This is a genomic window from Streptomyces sp. NBC_01450 (assembly GCF_036227505.1).
Lineage (GTDB): Bacteria > Actinomycetota > Actinomycetes > Streptomycetales > Streptomycetaceae > Streptomyces.
This window is the reverse complement of the sequence record NZ_CP109481.1, coordinates 1,089,502-1,106,290: the sequence shown is the minus strand read 5'-3', so window position 1 is coordinate 1,106,290 and position 16,789 is coordinate 1,089,502. Positions and strand designations below refer to the sequence as shown.

The 16,789-nt window shown below is 72.3% G+C and carries 10 protein-coding genes; 8 read left to right on the top strand and 2 right to left on the bottom strand.

Going from position 1 to position 16,789, the window contains the following annotated elements:
* Positions 1–262: 262 nt before the first annotated feature.
* From OG568_RS53555 to OG568_RS53535, 5 genes are all read left to right on the top strand, one after another.
* Positions 263–1,285, top strand: a complete 1,023-nt coding sequence (locus tag OG568_RS53555) for a LacI family DNA-binding transcriptional regulator (RefSeq protein ID WP_266421158.1) — start codon at positions 263–265, stop codon at positions 1,283–1,285.
* A gap of 144 nt (positions 1,286–1,429) precedes the next feature.
* Positions 1,430–2,677, top strand: a complete 1,248-nt coding sequence (locus tag OG568_RS53550; protein ID WP_329537322.1) for a sugar ABC transporter substrate-binding protein — start codon at positions 1,430–1,432, stop codon at positions 2,675–2,677.
* A 10-nt stretch (positions 2,678–2,687) separates the two neighbouring features.
* The gene (locus tag OG568_RS53545; protein ID WP_329359904.1) at positions 2,688–3,671 is read left to right on the top strand and encodes a carbohydrate ABC transporter permease; all 984 of its coding nucleotides are present in this window, start codon (positions 2,688–2,690) and stop codon (positions 3,669–3,671) included.
* Positions 3,668–4,492 (top strand): carbohydrate ABC transporter permease, encoded by an 825-nt coding sequence (locus OG568_RS53540; RefSeq protein WP_266421166.1) that lies wholly within the window; start codon positions 3,668–3,670, stop codon positions 4,490–4,492. The genes OG568_RS53545 and OG568_RS53540 overlap by 4 nt, the downstream gene beginning before the upstream one ends.
* A gap of 82 nt (positions 4,493–4,574) precedes the next feature.
* Positions 4,575–6,308: an amylo-alpha-1,6-glucosidase gene (locus OG568_RS53535; protein ID WP_329537321.1), complete on the top strand. Its 1,734-nt coding sequence runs from the start codon at positions 4,575–4,577 to the stop codon at positions 6,306–6,308.
* Positions 6,309–6,433: 125 nt separating this feature from the next.
* Here OG568_RS53535 and OG568_RS53530 read toward each other — a convergent pair whose 3' ends face one another.
* Positions 6,434–8,563 (bottom strand): ATP-binding protein, encoded by a 2,130-nt coding sequence (locus OG568_RS53530; RefSeq protein WP_329537320.1) that lies wholly within the window; start codon positions 8,561–8,563, stop codon positions 6,434–6,436.
* A complete protein-coding gene (locus OG568_RS53525; protein WP_329537319.1) occupies positions 8,512–9,240 on the bottom strand; it encodes an AfsR/SARP family transcriptional regulator in 729 nt (242 codons plus the stop codon). The genes OG568_RS53530 and OG568_RS53525 overlap by 52 nt, the downstream gene beginning before the upstream one ends.
* A 785-nt stretch (positions 9,241–10,025) precedes the next feature.
* On the opposite strand from OG568_RS53525, the gene OG568_RS53520 reads away from it, so the two are divergent.
* The 3 genes from OG568_RS53520 to OG568_RS53510 are packed head-to-tail and all read left to right on the top strand — an operon-like array spanning position 10,026 to position 16,617.
* Positions 10,026–12,332: a plasmid pRiA4b ORF-3 family protein gene (locus tag OG568_RS53520; RefSeq protein ID WP_329537318.1), complete on the top strand. Its 2,307-nt coding sequence runs from the start codon at positions 10,026–10,028 to the stop codon at positions 12,330–12,332.
* Positions 12,329–15,271: a DEAD/DEAH box helicase gene (locus OG568_RS53515; RefSeq protein ID WP_329537317.1), complete on the top strand. Its 2,943-nt coding sequence runs from the start codon at positions 12,329–12,331 to the stop codon at positions 15,269–15,271. The genes OG568_RS53520 and OG568_RS53515 overlap by 4 nt, the downstream gene beginning before the upstream one ends.
* Positions 15,268–16,617 (top strand): SWIM zinc finger family protein, encoded by a 1,350-nt coding sequence (locus OG568_RS53510; protein WP_329359886.1) that lies wholly within the window; start codon positions 15,268–15,270, stop codon positions 16,615–16,617. Before OG568_RS53515 ends, OG568_RS53510 begins: the two co-directional genes overlap by 4 nt.
* Positions 16,618–16,789: the final 172 nt, after the last annotated feature.

Sequence of the window (16,789 nt, the reverse complement as noted above, 5' to 3'; positions counted from 1 at the left end):
GGATCGCTTCATCGAACCGGTTCGGGGAAGCTAGCACCGGGGCTCCCAGCCATCAATCCCTTGGGCAGAAAGTTTCCGCGGCGGCATCATGGGTCGGGAAAGTTCGTCCGGCGGTATTGACAGGGTTGGAGGCAGTTCCTACCTTCACTTCACGCGAACCGGTTCGACAGCCGGTCTCCGTTCTTCGTTCCAGCCCCTACCCTCACGACCGGCGGGCGCTTCCTCTTCCGAGGGGGCGAACCGGTTCGAGCAAGGAGTCGCCGTGAACATCGGTGAGATCGCCCGGCGGGCCGGTGTCTCGCGGAGCACGGTGTCGTACGCCCTGAGCGGCAAGCGCCCGGTCTCGGACGACACCCGCCGGAGGATCCAGGAGGTCATCGACGAGCTGGGCTACCGACCCAACGCCAGCGCCCGCGCCCTGGCCAACGGCCGGACCAGCACCATCGGCCTGGTCTTCCCGCCGGCCGGCAGCCACTACACCGGGATGCAGCTGGACTTCATCGGCAGTGTGGTGGAGGCCGCCGCGGCCCACGACTACGACGTGCTGCTCTCCCCGAGCGGCGTGGACAGCGACCGCTCCTTCCAGCGGCTGCTGGGGGAGCGGCGGGTCGACGGCGCGATCCTGATGGAGATCAGGCTGGCGGACGACCGGGTCGATCACTTGGCTGCCCTCGGCTTCCCCTCCGTCGCCATCGGCCGCACCGCCCATCCCGAGAGCGGCTGGTGGGTGGGCCTGGACCACACCGCCCTGGCGGCGGCCTGCGTCCACCATCTGGCGGATCTGGGCCACCGCCGGGTCGCCTTCGTCAACCGTCCCGAGCAGTTGCTGCGGGCCGGTTACGAGTCCGCGCAGCGGGGCCTCGACGGCTTCACCAAGGCCGCCGCCGAGCGCGGGCTCACCGTGCGGACGTACTGCTGCGGGGACGACGCGGCGTCGGGCCAGGCCTGCCTGGAGCAGATCCTGCACGACGACCCCGCCACCACCGCCCTGGTCACATTGAACGAAGCAGCCCTGGGCGGCCTCTACCGAGGGCTCGCCCAGGCCGGCCGCCATGTACCGCGCGACTTCTCCGTCACCGGAATCGTGGCCGGCCGCTGGGCGGAGACGGTGACCCCGCAGCTCACCGCGGCCGACGTACCGGCGGAGGAGATGGGCCGGCGCGCCGTCGACCTGCTGGTGGAGCGGCTCGACCATCCCGACGCGCCGCCCCGCCACCATCTCCTCACGCCCCCGATCTCCCTGCGGGCCAGCACCGGGCCCGCCGCAGCCGGTACGGCGTCCTGACCGCACCGACGTAACCCTCTTCACTCACACAGATCTCCTCACCTCACCGGCCGCTCGAACCGGCCCACAGCGCCGTTCGCCGTGTCCGTTTCTCCTCATCACCCCATGCCTCGGCACCCGCACGCCCAAAAAAGGAATCCCGCGATGAACGCCTCCTCCAGACGGCGCCGTCTGACCGCCGCCGCCCTCACCGCCCTGGCCGTCGCCGTCAGCGCCACCGCCTGCTCCTCCGGCTCGGGCAGCACCGACACCAAGGGAGCCGGCAGCGGCACGTACACCATCTGGGACCCCTACCCGCAGTTCGACAAGAGCTCGGCCTGGGCGAAGCTGCTCGACCAGTGCGGTGCCAAGGCCGACGTGAAGATCAAGCGGACCGGCTTCGACACCAGCGACCTCGGCAACAAGACGCTGCTGGCCGCGCAGCAGGGCAACTCGCCGGACGTCCTCATCGTCGACAACCCGGTCGTGTCGACCCTGGCCGAGGCCGGCGTGCTCACCACGACCGCGGACAACAAGCTGGACACTTCGAAGGCCGACCCCAACCTGCTGGCGGCCGGACAGTCGGGCGGCAAGACCTACGGCACGCCGATCGGCGCCAACACCCTCGCCCTCTACTACAACAAGAAGGTGCTGAAGGAGGCTGGCGTCGACATCGCCTCGGTCAAGGACTGGACGTCACTGACGGCGGCACTGGAACAGGTCAGGAAGGCGGGCAAGAAGGGCATCACCTTCTCCGCGATCGGCACAGAGGAGGGCAGCTTCCAGTTCCTGCCCTGGTTCTGGGGAGCGGGCGCCAAGCTGACCGAACTGGACTCCTCCCAGGCCGTGTCCGCGCTGTCGCTGTGGAAGGACTGGCTGAAGAACGGCTACGCCCCCAACTCGGTGCTCAACAACACCCAGACCACCAGCTGGCAGGAGTTCGCCAGCGGCGACTACGCGTTCAGCGAGAACGGCACCTGGCAACTCGGCAACGCCAAGAAGGCCGGCCTCGACTACGGGGTGCTTCCCATCCCGTCCGCCACCGGAGGCAACGCCTCGGCCCCGACCGGCGGAGAGTTCATGACCATCCCGGTCCAGCAGGACACCGGCCGCTACGCCACCTCCCAGAAGCTGGCGACCTGCCTGACCAGCACCGACAACCTGTACGACACCGACACCACCCTGTCCTACGTGGCTCCGACCGGCGAGGTCCAGGACAAGCAGGTGGCCGCGAACACCGAACTGAAGCCGTGGGTGCAGGCGGTCAAGGCGGCCAAGGGCCGCACCAGTGACGATCTGGGCACCAAGTACCCCAAGATCTCCGAGCAGATGTGGAAGGCCGTCCAGTCGGCCCTCAGCGGGTCCGAGTCGCCCAAGGACGCGCTCACTTCGGCGCAGGCCGCGGCCAAGTGACGTGCGTCCGATGAAACTGACGACACATCCGCCGGATCACCGGTCCGCGCACGTCCGGAACGGGACGGCCCCCGCCTCCCCGCCCCCGGCCCGCAGCGGGAAACGCCGCCGGCCCATCTCCACCCAGTGGGCCGCCTGGGGGTTTCTCGCCCCGGTGACCGTCTACCTCGCCCTCTTCTACGCCTATCCGCTCTACCGCAACCTCGACCTGAGCCTGCGCAACTACACCGTCCGCTCCTTCGTCCAGGGCGACGCCCCGTTCACGGGCCTGAAGAACTACCGCACCGTCTTCGATGATCCGACCTTCGCCCCGGCCCTGCTGCACACCGCCATCTTCACCGCCGTATGTCTGCTCTTCCAGTACGCCATCGGCCTGGCCCTCGCGGTCTTCTTCAACCAGCACTTCCGGCTCTCTGCCACCCTGCGCGCGCTGTTCCTCGTGCCCTGGCTGCTGCCACTGATCGTGTCGGCCTCGACCTGGTCGTGGATGCTCAACAGCGAGTCCGGCGTCGTCAACGCCACCCTGCACGCCGTCGGCATCGCTCCGGTGAACTGGCTGACCTCGCCGTCCTGGTCGCTGGCCTCGGTGATCATCGCGAACATCTGGATCGGTGTCCCGTTCAACCTGGTCGTGCTCTACAGCGGCCTGCAGTCCATCCCGGTCGGTCTGTACGAGGCCGCCGCTCTCGACGGCGCGAACGCCTGGCAGCGGTTCTGGCGCATCACCTTCCCGCTGCTGCGACCGGTGTCGGCGATCACGCTGCTGCTGGGGCTGGTCTACACCCTCAAGGTCTTCGACATCATCTGGATCATGACCAAGGGCGGCCCGGCGGACTCGTCCACCACCTTCGCCACCTGGTCCTACCAACTCGGCTTCGGCAACCTCCTGCCCGCCTTCGGCCCGGGCGCGGCCGTCGGCAATCTGCTCGTCGTCGCCGCGCTGGTCTTCGGCCTGGTCTACGTACGGGTGCAGAGAAAGCAGGCGCTGTCATGAGCCGAAACCGCAGGCGTACGTGGGGAAAGACCACGATCGGCGTGCTGCTGACCGCGATCATGCTCTTCCCGGTCTACTGGATGCTCAACGTGTCCTTCACCCGCGACCAGGACATGCGCAAGAGCCCGCCGGATCTGCTGCCGGTCCACGGCACCCTGGCCGGCTACCGCACCGTCCTCGACGAGCAGCTGCCCTACCTCGCAACCAGCCTCGTCGTCGCCCTGGGCACTGTCGCGCTGACCGTGGCACTGGCCGCCCCCGCCGGATACGCGCTGGCCAAGCTGCGCCCACGTGGCGGTGGCGTCCTGAGCTTCGTCCTGCTGGCCGCCCAGATGATCCCCGGCATCATCATGGCGATGGGCTTCTACGCCATCTACCTCAGCCTCGGCGTGCTCCAGTCCGTCCCCGGCCTGATCGTCGCCGACTCCACCCTGGCCGTTCCCTTCGCGGTGCTCATCTTCACCGCGTTCATGTCCGGCATCCCCGGCGAGCTGCTCCAGGCCGCCAGGACGGACGGCGCCGGGCCCCTGCGCACCTTCTGGTCGATCGTGCTGCCGATGAGCCGCAACGCCGTCGTCACGGTGTCGCTGTTCGCGTTCCTGTGGTCCTGGTCCGACTTCGTCTTCGCCGGCACCCTGGTCAACGGCGGCGCACACGAGCCGATCACCCTCGGCATCTACCACTACATCGGCAACAACAACCAGGAGTGGAACGCCATCATGGCCACCGCCGTCGTGGCCTCGCTGCCCGCCGCGGTGATCCTCGTCCTCGCCCAGCGCTACGTCGCCGCCGGCGTGACCGCCGGTGCCGTCAAGGACTGAGTCCCCCCGACCCCACCACGACGGCTCAACCCTCCGTACATCAGTCGACGTTGCCTCCTGCTCCAGAAACGAGTCACGCCACATGACCGCCGCCTCGTCCGGCCCGGCCTTCTCCGTCCACGACATCCCCTTCAGTACCTACGGATCCTGGTTCGACATCTCGCCCGTGGTGGCGGAGAAGACGTACGCCGAGGACCTCCACCTCGTCTCGCACCAGAACGGCATGCACGCCGTCCTGCGCCTGGCCCCCCTGAACACGACTTCGGGCGAACGTGCCGAGACCCGCGTCGAGGCGATACCGGGCCTGCTCAGCTGGATCGGCGACAGCGGGCACATCCACCTCGCCTACGAGTCCGCGGACACCGTTCGTCTGAGGGGGAGCGGGCTGGGCGTCGATGTCTTCGCCGCCGCGCACACCCTGACTCCGTTCAGCGGCACGTACTTCTTCCACGACCCGGCGGCTCGGGCACACGTGTTCACCTCGTACGAGACCGGACGCCGATACCGCGTCACCCTGCTGTCCGGCACCATCGCGGAGCCGGCCGGAGATCAGGCGCTGAGCAGCAGCGACCGCGGTCTCACCGTGACGGCACAGGCGGGCGGGACCTGGGAGATCGCGATCGAGGAACTCGACACCGCCCGCCCGCCGTACGCGTCCTCGGCGGCCTTCGACGACATCGTGGAGTCCGTTCGGGGCGCGTTCGCGGATTTCGTCGACGCGGTGGCGCCCTGGCGCTCGTCCGCCACACCGGCCGCCGAACTCGCCGCCTACGTCGTCTGGTCGGCGACCGTACGCCCGGCGGGCCTGGTCAACCGGCCCGCCGTGCTGATGTCCAAGCACTGGATGGACAAGGTCTGGAGCTGGGACCACTGCTTCAACGCCCTTGCCTTGGCCTCCGGTTGCCCCGAACTCGCTCTGGACCAGTACCACCTGCCCTTCGACCACCAGGACGACGGCGGCGCCCTGCCCGACTCGGTCACCCACTCCGAAGTGCTCTACAACTTCGTCAAGCCGCCCATCCACGGCTGGGCCTTCGCTCACCTGCGCCGCCTGTCGACCCCTCCCCACCAGGACGAATTGGCCCAGACATACGCCCGGTTGGAGCGCTGGACCGACTTCTGGCTCACCGCGCGAAGAGCCCCCGACACCCAACTGCCCTACTACCAGCACGGCAACGACAGTGGCTGGGACAACGCCACCACCTTCGATCCCGAGCGCGTTGTCGTCACCGCCGACCTCGCCGCCTTCCTCGTCCTCCAACTGCACGAACTCGCGGCATTGGCCGAGGAGTTGGGAAAGTCGGAGGAGGCGCGCCGGTGGACTGCCGCAGCCGAGGCGACCCAGACGGCGCTGTTCGACCAACTCTGGACCGGCGACAGGTTCGTCGCCCGGTCGGTCGCCACCGGGGACACCTGGAGCAGCGCCAGCCTCCTCGACCTGATGCCCATCGTGCTGGGCGAGCACCTGCCCGGCGAGGTCGGCAGCGCGCTGGCCGATCACATCAAGGCCCATCTGACCCCGTACGGCCTCGCCACCGAACTGCCCACCTCACCGCACTACCTCGCCGACGGCTACTGGCGCGGCCCGATCTGGGCCCCCGCCACCGTCCTCGTCGAGGACGGCCTGCGCCGCGCCGGCCACCAGCGCCTCGCGGACGACATCAGCGCCCGCTTCCGCGCCCTGTGCGAAACCCACGGCTTCGCCGAGAACTTCGACGCCCTCACCGGAACGGGCCTACGCGACCGCGCCTACACCTGGACCGCCAGCAGCTACCTCCTGCTGGCCGAAGCACACGCCCACCGAGAGAGCCGCTGAGCGGCCGCCTCCCGTCGCCCCGGGGCCGTAACGAGTGAACGGTGAGCCTTGGTCGCTTGTCGGTGATGGTGCCGGCCCGCTGTCGGAAGATCGCGACGTCCACCGGTGACGGGCCGGCGCCCCGCTCAGGCGGGCACCGTGAGTTTCAGGTCCAGCACAGGGATGTCGACGCGGCCGTCACCGTCGGTGTACCAGCGCCAGTGCGCGTCCTGGGCTTCCCCGTAGACGAGTCCGGTCCAGCCCGCGCCGCCCGGGCCGCACAGGGCTGCCAGTTCGGTGGCCTCCCGCTCGTTCGGCGTACCCGCCACCACGACCAGGCCCTTGAGCGGCCGGCGCGCGGCGGCGGCGCGCACCGTGCCTTGCGCGGGGACCGGAGCGGTCACGGCCTGGGGGGTGACCTGCGGCATTTGCTGGAGGCTCGGCGGTACGGCGAGCGTCGGAGCGTCGGCGGTTCCCCGCAGTACGGTCACCGGTGTGCCGGGGCGGGTGCGGGCGATCTCCGCCAGCAGGTTCTGTACGACGTCACGGGCCACTGTCTTCTCACCGTTCACGCTGAGGACGCCGTCCAGGCGGCTGAGGTCGACGAACACGGGCCGGTTGCCGTCGTTCGTGCCTGCCCGGACCAGACAGGCCGTGGTGGGAACAGCGGGTGAGGTCACGCCGCCGCCGTCGCCGGGGACCTGCAGGCCCGGCGCGGCAGCGGGGCCGCGGCGAGGGCGACGCGCTGGAGGTCCGCCCAGTCGTGCCAGTGCCCGAACCGTTCGTGCACCGGGTCCAGCATCCGCGCCAGTTGCCACGCGTGGCCGCCGAGCCCGGCGTCCACCGACTGCCGCACCACTTCCAGCAGGACGAGCCGCTCCGCACTGAACCAGCTGAGGGCGGACTCGGCGTCCCCCAGGGCCACCGAGGTCCCCGTTGTCTCCGGCGACGGGGTCGGCGAGGGGAAGACACCCGCCGGATCGAGAGGGGGGGGCGCTGGCATGCGCGGTGAGCAGATAGTGATCGAGCATGCGGCACAGTGCGTCGCGCCGTTCCTCCTCGCTGTCCCCCTCGCCGTCCTCGGCACGGGCGAGTTCGTTCGCATACGCGCGCAGGAGGTCATGGAAGCGGTATCGGCCCGGGGCCTCCTCGGTGAGGAGGTGCGTGCGCGTCAGTTCGGCCAGCAGGGAACGGACCCGGACGGTTGGGCGGTCCGCGAGTGCGGCGGCCGCGTGTGTCCCGATGTCCGGCCCGGGATGCAGGGACAAGAGCCGGAACAGCCGGGCCGCTTCGCCGGTCAGAGTGCGGTACGACCAGCCGAACACTGTCCGCACATCTGTCGCCGCGTCGAGGCCGTCGAAGGCGTCGAGGCTTCCGTTCGCCTCCATGAGTTCCGCTGCGATGCCGGACAGGGGGAACGTCGGGTTCATCAGGGCGCGGGCCGTGATGATGGACAGCGCCAGTGGCAGCCCGCCGCAGAGGGAGATGATCGTGTCGACGGCAGCAGGTTCGGCGGCCACCCGGTCGGCCCCGAGACGTCGTACGAGTGACTGCCTGGCGTTTTTCGGAGACAGCAGGTCCAGGGTGAGGGGGTGCGCGCCGCCGGCCACCACCAGGCTCGTCAGCTGATTGCGACTGGTGATCAGGACCAGGCAGCCGGCGGCGCCGGGCAGCAGCGGACGTACTTGGTCGGCGTCGCGGGCGTTGTCCAGCAGGACCAGGACGCGTCGGTCCGCGAGGAGGCTTCGATACAGAGCCGCCTGGGCTTCCAGGCTGTCGGGTATCTGCTTGCGGCTGACTCCCAGGGCCTCGAGGAAACCGCGTACGGCTTCCGCCGGGTCCATGGCCGCGCCGTGGAGATCGAATCCCCGCAGATTGACGTAGAGCTGGCCGTCCGGGAATCGGTCCGCCACCCGATGGGCCACCTGGACGGCCAAGGTGGTCTTGCCCACTCCGGCCATGCCGCCGATCGCGTTGATCACCATGGTGGTCCCGGGTCCACCGTGGCCCTGGACGGCCGGAAGGCGGTGCAGCATGTGGTCGATCTCGGCCTCGCGACCTGCGAAGTGTTCGTAGGCGGCCGGGAGTTGGGCCGGCCGGGGCAGCGGCACGAGCAGGTCGTCACGAGCCGGGGAGGCCGTCTCGGGAGCAGCGGCCCGGCCGGTTGAGCCATCACTGTCCGAGGCCGCGAAGGGCGTCGGGGGAGTGGGTGCGGACCGCGCACTCAGCACTTCGCGGTGAGCGGCCAGCAACTCGGAGGAGGGCTCGACGTCCAACTCCTCGGCAAAAGCACCCGGATTTTCTGATAGGTCTCCAGAGCCTGGGCCTGCTGGCCCGTCAGCGTCAGCGCCCGGATCAGCCGGCTGTGCAGCGGTTCGTCAAGGGGATGGTCGTCGGCCAGGCCCTGGAGTTGAGCCAGCACCGGTTCCGCGCGGCCGCAGCGCAGGGCCGCGTCGGCGGCCTCCTTGACCGTGGCCAGACGCTCGCCGTCGAGTCCCGCGAACACGGGGTGGCTGCGAGCCTGAGCCGGTATCCCGGCCGCCGCGTGACCGCACCACAGCGCCAGGGCTTGCGCGTACAGCTCGAGGGCGTACGCAGAACCGTCCGCCCGGTCGGCCGCACGCGCCTGCGTGCGCAGGTCACGGAAGCGCAGCAGGTCAAGTGTGGTGACGCCGACGTTCAGCCGGTATCCGCCGCCCTCTCGGAGCAGCCATCTTCCGGTCGCCATCCGAGGCAGCCCCGGCTCCAGCACGCGGCGTAGCGCCCCCACATAGCGGCGTACGACATTGACCGCGCTCGACGGCGGATCCTGCCCCCACAACATGTCGACGACTTCCGCGACGGTGACGGGCCGACCGGCGCTCGCCAGCAGCAACGCCGCGAACGCCTGCTGCTGCGGGGGCCCCAGGCGCAGCTCGACATCGGCCCGCCAGGCGCGTACCGGACCCAGCACGGCGAAGTGCAGCGTCTCCCCCGGGGGGCGGTGCTCCCGACTGCCGGAAGGACCGGTCGTGGGCCTGGCTGAGGGTCTCCGCGTTTCGGCCGCGTGCGTCATATGGCGGTCGGCCGAGCACGATGACCGGCGAAGCCCGAGCCGGTGCCCGGACAGGCCCTTGCCCTGCTGAACGCGTAGAGCACCATGGTCATGAATCTCCCCATTTCGAGGCCCCGACCCGCCCTCACCGCCCGCGACCGATGCGCGTTCCAGCTGTGTCGTCTGGGACCTCCCCATTACCGTCTTCCTCGGCCCCGCAACGGGGTTCCCGGCCTCCGGTGGCGCCGCAGGCCGTCCGAGCCGACGAAGCGCGAGATCAGGCGGGCCGTGCTGGCCGAGCGGATCGGCTACTTCTTCGATCGCTCCGGCCGGACGTACGGCTCGCCGAGGATCACGCTGGACCTGTGGGAGGAGGGCTGGCGCGATGGCGTCGAACTTGCGTCGCACCAGGTCAGGAGCGGTCTTCCGCTTACCGGGGCGGGAGCGAGTGGCGTCGGCGAGGCGGCTTGCGGCCCTGCAGGCCGCGTTCGCCCATGATCTCTGCGACGGTGTTCTGCGAGTCCGTTGAGGACAGGGCAGAGGAGCGTTCAAACTCGTACGACGGGGCCGAGTGAGTTTCCGTCAGGCGGGCGGAACGGCGGTTTGCCGCTGCAAGAATGGTCGGGTCAGCCGTTCGGCGTACGGCGGGGGCGCTCAGGGCGTTCCGCCGCATACGCATCCGACGTGTGGGAAGCCCTCAGCTCATGACCGTCCAGCACAGCTCCGCCCGGCGCACGCCTTCCGTCCACCTGCTCAAGGTCCAGCTGGAGGGGATGAAACCGCCGGTGTGGCGGCGGCTCGTGGTGCCCTCGGGCATCGCGCTGGGCTCCCTGCACGACGTGATCCAGGTGGCGTTCGGCTGGGACGACGCGCACCTGCACGCTTTCGAGGACCGTTCGGGCGGCCGGTACGCCCCGCCGGGAGACTTCGGTGTCCCGGCCTTCGACGAGGACGAGGCCGCCCTCGCGGACGTCCTGCCGCGCGCCGGCGACCGCATGGACTACACCTACGACTTCGGCGACGACTGGCTGCACCGGATCGCGGTGGAAGAGGTGCGCCCCGCCCAGGAGGGCGAGGGGAAGCGCGCGGTGTGCACGGGTGGACGCCGGGCCATGCCCGCCGCCGAGGACCTCGGCGGCGTGTGGGGACTGGCCGAACTGCTCCAGCGATACGAGGACGGGGAACGCCCGCGCCCCGTGGTCGTCCAGGACGGGGGCGAGGACTGGGTCGAGTACGACGGCCTGCGCGACGAGGTGCTGGCCGGCCTGTACGAGGAGGGCTTCGACCCGGCCGCCTTCGACCCCGCCGAGGTCACCCGGGCGCTGGCCGGGGTCCGGCTGCGGCGGGTGCCGGGCACGCGGCGCGGCGTACCAGCGGGCATGTACCGCTGCGGGTGCGGCGAACTGCATCCCCTGACCGGCGGCGCGGGCCAGCCCGCCGACGCCGACCGGGAGGACGCGGTCGGCCGGGAGGACGAGGAGGGGGCGCTGTCCGACCTCCTCGGCGTCGCGGACGTCCGGTTGCCCGCCGTCCGGCTGCCCGGCGAGGCGGAGCTGGCCCGCGCGGTGCGCGCGGTGCCCGCCTTCATGGCGGCGGTACGGCTCGGGCACTGGTGCGGCGGAGGGCAAGGGGCCCGAACGGCTTCCGCGGAAGGGCGGTCGCGGGAGACGGGCGGGCGGGAGCTGACCCCGAAGGGGCTGCTGCGGCCGAAGCTCGCCCGGCAGGCCGTGGAGGAGGCCGAGCTCTGGCGCATCGACCCCGAGGAGTGGGGCGATGCCGAGGTGCGGGCAGCGCGGCTGGCGAAGATCCGCAGCGCCGGCGACATGGAGGTGTTGGACCTGCCCTGGGAATGGGCATTGAACTGCGGCTTCGTCGAGGTGGACGGCGCTCGCGCACGCGCCGGCGCCGACCTGCCCGACGAGGACGACGACGCGGCGCTGCTGACCGCGTGGCAGGGCGCCGTGGCGGGCGCGGCGGCCGAGCTCTCCGTCGCTCTCCCCCTGCCGGCCGGGCCGCTGGGCGGGCTGCCGCAGCTGTGGGCACTGGCCGACGAGGTCCCGCCGCTGGTGTTCTTGATGCTGCTCACGGCGTACGGGCTGCCGGAGGGAGAGTGGCTGGACGTCGCCGGCTTCACCGACGGTCTGGAGGGGTTGCCCGAGGGTCCGGCCCGCATGCTCGTGTCGGCGCTCCTGGCCGAGCAGTACGAAGAGACCGCGGGGGTACTGGAGCTGTTCGGCGCCGCCGAGCGGGAAGGCGGCGAGACCGGGGAGGGCAGCGCCCTCACCCTGCTCCTCGGCGGCGGCGGGCCTGACCCGCTGCCGGCCGGCCGCTTCCGGCTCACCCCACTGGGCCGCTCCGGCCTGCACACGCTGCTGGTGCGCGTGGGCATCCCGGCGCCGGTGATCGGCTCGCTCGCCGAGGCCGACGCGCGCGAGCTGCTGGCCTCGCTCCCCTCCTACGCCTCCGAGACGGACGCGGCCAAGGAGGTGGCGGACTGGCTCGCGGCACGCTCCGCGGCGGACGCCGCCGTGCAGGTGGTGGACGCCTGCGTCGGTACGGAGCCGGCCGACGCGCTGCGCCGCCTGGAGGCTCCGCGGGTGCTGGCCGCCGTGCTGGAGACGGACACTGCCGGGCGGGCGCAGCAGGTCCTGCACAAGGCGGCCGTCTCCACGGTCACCGGTTGCTCGCACGCGGCGGCCTCGATGCTGCGCCGGATCGGGGAGCCCGCTGAGGGCGAGGCGGCGTGGGGCCTGGAGTGGATGCTGGTGGACGGCGCGCTGCCGTTTGCCCGTCGGGGGGAACAGGCGTTGCGTGAAAGGTTGTTGACGGGCCCCGAGGACGGGCCGCGCCCACTCGGCCAGGTGGCGGAGCGGGCCGACGACCTGTGGCGGGCCGGCCACCCGCACGCCGGCGAGGTGCTCGGCGCGCTGGCCGACGCCGTCAAGCTGGTCGACAAGGCCCTGGCCAAGCGGCTGCGGAAGGCCGCGTTCAAGGCGGGGAGCGCCAAGTGAGCCTGCTCGTGAGGGAGATCACCGACGAGGCCGCGCCGCTCGCGGATCCCGCCGGCGCCGCCTGGGCGCGCGAGCACCTCGCCGACGGCGGCTGGGCCGCCGTGTTCGCCCCCGCCGAGGCGGGGCAGCCGGCCCGGCTCGGCCGCCTGGTGTTCTACCGGCCCTCCGCGACCGTCGGCCGCGTGCCCGCACAGGTCGCCGCGCCGGGGACGGTGGAACGGGTCCGGCTCGCGCTGGTCCTGCCGCACGGCCGCGGGGTGCGCACCCGCACCGTGGAGGGGTGGGCGCTCAGCCCCGGCAACGCGCTCGCCCTCCTGCTCGATCTGCCCGCCTCCGGCGTCCATCCGTCGCTCGCCGCGTGGGCTGCCGTCGCTCGCCGCGCGCTGGAACTGCTCGGCGAGGGGCGCCTGTATCCGGCGCTGACCTCCGACACGTACACCACCTGGCGGTTCGGGCCGCCCGGCGCGCGCGGCAAGCGGGACCTGGACGCGCTGGCCGCCGCCCTGCCGCCGTACGCCCACAACCTGCCTGCGCCCCCGAGCGGCGACAGGACACCGCGCATCGTCGAACCGGCCGCCCTGGTGCGGGAATTCTGCGACGCGCTCGCCGACACCCTGTCGCGCACCCCGGCGGCCGGGCATGCGGTGCCCGGCAACCCGTACGCCGACCGCGCCAGTGCCCTGCACCCGAAGCTCGCCCAGTGGGCGGCCGAAGCCGCGGCCGAGCGGGCCGCGCAGGTGAGCGTGGAGCTGAGGGTGGAGCCCCCGGCCGGGCGGCGCCGCGACTTCCGGGCCGTGCTGCAGCTGCGTACCGCGGCCGACCCGTCGCTGGTCCTGGACGCGGCCGAGTTGTGGGCGGACCCGGTTCGCGCGCAGCGCCTGCTCGGCCCGCACGCCGAGGCCGAGGCGCTGCTCGCGCTGCGCCGCGCCGCCCGCGCCTGGCAGCCGCTGACCCGGCTGCTCGCCGAGGCCGCCCCGAGCGCGCTGGGGCTCGACGACGAGGAGGCCATGGAGCTGCTGGGGGACGCCACCGACGCGCTGCGCACGGCGGGTGTGCGCGTGCACTGGCCGCGGGAGCTGGTCAAGGACCTTCAGGCGCGGGGGGAGGTCGGAGCGGCCACCGCGCCCGGTGCGACCGTGGGCACCCTGCTGGGCCGCGATGCCCTGCTGGACTTCTCCTGGCATGTCGCGCTCGGCGGCAAGAAACTCACCGAGGCCGAACTCGAGCTCCTCGCCGAGTCCCGCCGCCCGTTGGTCCGGCTGCGCGAGCAGTGGGTGGTCGCCGACCCGAAGCTGGTGGCCCGCCTCAGGCGGCGGCGCACCGGCGCGCTCGCCCCGCTGGAGGCGCTCCAGGCGGTGCTGACCGGGGAGATGGAGTGGGCGGAGGACGGCGAGCGCGTCGCGGTGGAGGCGGCGGGCGCCTTCGCCGACCTTGTCGCCCAGCTGCGCGACCCCGAAAGCCGTGCCCCCGTAGGCGTACCGGAGGGACTGAGGGCCACCCTGCGCGGCTACCAGCAGCGCGGCCTGGCCTGGCTGGCGGACATGACCCGCCTCACCCTCGGCGGGATCCTTGCCGACGACATGGGCCTCGGCAAGACGATCACCCTGCTCGCCCTCCACCTGCACCGCCAGGAACAGCCCGACACCGCGGGACCCACCCTCGTGGTGTGCCCGGCCTCGCTGCTCGGCAACTGGCAGCGCGAGGCGGCCCGCTTCACCCCGGCCGTACCGGTGCGCCGCTACCACGGCGGCGAGCGCACCCTCGACCATCTCGCCGGAGACGAACTCGTCCTGGTCACCTACGGGGTGCTGCGCCGCGACCGGGAGCGGCTCGCCGGCGTCAAGTGGTCGCTCGTGGCCGCCGACGAGGCCCAGCACGTCAAGAACCCCTACGGTACGACCGCCCGCGAGCTGCGCGCCCTGCCCGCCCGTGCCCGCGTCGCCCTCACCGGCACCCCGGTGGAGAACAACCTCTCCGAGCTGTGGGCCCTGCTCGACTGGACCACCCCCGGCCTGCTCGGACCGCTGTCCGTCTTCCGCGACCGCTTCGCGAAACCCATCGAACGCGGTGCCCTCGGCGCCGACGGCGACGAGGAGGCCGCCGACCGGGCGCGGCAGGCCGCCGGGCAACTCGCCCGTCTCACCCGCCCGTTCCTGCTGCGCCGCCGCAAGTCCGACCCCGGCATCGCCCCCGAACTGCCGCCCAAGACCGAGACCGACCATCCGGTCGCCCTCACTCCCGAGCAGGCCGCCCTGTACCAGGCGCAGGTCCGCGAGACCATGGCCCGCATCGAGAAAGCGGACGGCATCGCGCGCCGCGGACTGGTCCTCAAACTCCTCACCGCGCTCAAGCAGGTCTGCAACCACCCCGCGCACTACCTGCGCGAGACCGGCCCGCTGCCCGGCCGCTCCGGCAAGCTGGAACTCCTCGACGAACTGCTCGACACGGTGGTCGCCGAAGACGAGGGCGCCCTGGTCTTCACCCAGTACACGCAGATGGGCCGGCTGCTGGAGCGGCACTTCGCCGATCGCGGCGTCCGCGCCCGCTACCTGCACGGCGCCACGCCCGTGCCGCGGCGCGAGGAGATGGTCGCCGCTTTCCAGCGGGGCGAGTTCCCCGTCTTCCTGCTCTCCCTGAAGGCCGCCGGCACCGGCCTCAACCTCACCCGAGCCACCCATGTCATCCACTACGACCGGTGGTGGAACCCCGCCGTCGAGGACCAGGCCACCGACCGCGCCTACCGCATCGGCCAGGGTCGGCCCGTCCAGGTCCACCGGCTCACCACCCAGGGCACCGTCGAGGACAAGGTCGCCCGCCTGCTCGGCGCCAAGCGTGCCCTCGCCGACCAGGTCATCGTCTCCGGCGAGGCCGCCCTGACCGAGCTCTCTGACGCCGACCTCGCCGAACTCGTCGCACTCTCCAAGGAGTTCGAGGTATGACCCCCGCACGCAGGGCTCCCTCCCGCACGGCACCCCGCACCGGCAGCCGCGCCTTCGCCGCCACCTGGTGGGGGCAGGCCTGGGTGGACGCCCTGGAGGCCTCCACCCTCGACGCCGGCCGCCTCTCCCGCGGCCGCACCTACGCCCGCAAGGGCATGGTCGGCCCGGTCACCGTCGCCCCCGGCGTGCTGCGCGCCGAGGTCGAGGGCAGCAACCCCTGGCCGTACGACGCCGCGGTGCGCCTGCGGGTCCTCACCGACGCCCAGTGGGACACCCTCCTCGACTCCATCGCCGCCCGGGCCGGCCGCACCGCCTCGCTCCTCGACGGCGAGATGCCCGCTGACCTCGTCGACGACGCCCGGGCCGCCGGCGTGCCCCTGCTGCCCGAGCCGGCTGAACTCGATCCCGAGTGCTCCTGCCCCGACTGGGGCTACCCCTGCAAGCACGCCGCCGCCCTGTGCTACGCCACCGCCGCCCATCTCGACAACGACCCCTTCTGGCTCTTCACCCTCCGCGGCCGCACCAAGGACGCCGTCCTGGCCGCGCTGCGTGCCCGCCGCCAGGCCCACACCGACGCCATGTCGCCCACCGGCGACGACGCGCCACGCGACCAGGGCGTGCCCGCCCACGAGGCGTTCACCTCGTGGAACGGGGCTTTCACTCCGCCAGCCCCCCATACCGCCGAGAGTGTGCCCGGCGAAGGCGACACGGCCCCCGCCCCCCTCACCACCACGCCCCCGCCCGGCGCCCCCTTCACCCTCGACGACCTCGAAGCGCTCACCCGCGACACCGCTCAGCGGGCCCGCCGCCTCGCCGCCGGGCACACCGCCTCACTCACTGCGACCCCGCTCGACGACGCCGTACACCTCGCCGCGAGCGGCATCAGCGAGGACTGGTTCCACCGGCTCGTGCGGGCCACCGGCCTGCCCCCGCTCGACTTCGCCCGCCTGGTCCGCGCCCTGCGCCACGGCGGCCCCGCCGGCATCACCACCGCCCGCACCCCCCTGACCCCCGACCCCGCCGCCATGGCCGCCGCCCGCACCGCCCTCACCGAGCCCGACAACACGGACAACCCGGAAGACACCGGTGGCACCCCGCGGCTGCGTGCCTGGCGCAACCGCCTCACCGCCGACGACGAGGGCGTCCAGATCCGCCTCGGTCCGGACAACCGCTGGCACCCCTACCTCCGCGAAGGCCGCGGCGCCGACACCGCATGGTGGCCCTGCGCCCCCGCCACGGCCGACCCCACCGCCGCCCTCCTCGCCGCCCGCACCGCCGCCGCGGGCGCTGATCCGGCCACGACCGGAGCAGCATCCGCCTCGCCGCCCGGAAGCCCGGGGCCTTGACCGCCCGGGGCATGGACCGTGTGTGCGGTGGGCGCGTGACCCGGCCCGCGACGCCCCGCGCCGGACCGCCCGCTGGAAACAAGCCGCCACGCCGCCCGCTGCGCACCCTGGCTGACCGCCCGGTGGGCGGCGTGGGTGCGTGGGGTACCCCGAAGCTTCCGGACAGGGACCC

What these genes read in the sequence shown, in the direction of transcription:
- OG568_RS53550 (WP_329537322.1), top strand. Translation starts at nt 1,430, where the DNA reads ATGAACGCCTCCTCCAGACGGCGCCGTCTGACCGCCGCCGCCCTCACC.
- OG568_RS53545 (WP_329359904.1), top strand. Translation starts at nt 2,688, where the DNA reads ATGAAACTGACGACACATCCGCCGGATCACCGGTCCGCGCACGTCCGG.
- OG568_RS53540 (WP_266421166.1), top strand. Translation starts at nt 3,668, where the DNA reads ATGAGCCGAAACCGCAGGCGTACGTGGGGAAAGACCACGATCGGCGTG.
- OG568_RS53535 (WP_329537321.1), top strand. Translation starts at nt 4,575, where the DNA reads ATGACCGCCGCCTCGTCCGGCCCGGCCTTCTCCGTCCACGACATCCCC.
- OG568_RS53520 (WP_329537318.1), top strand. Translation starts at nt 10,026, where the DNA reads ATGACCGTCCAGCACAGCTCCGCCCGGCGCACGCCTTCCGTCCACCTG.
- OG568_RS53510 (WP_329359886.1), top strand. Translation starts at nt 15,268, where the DNA reads ATGACCCCCGCACGCAGGGCTCCCTCCCGCACGGCACCCCGCACCGGC.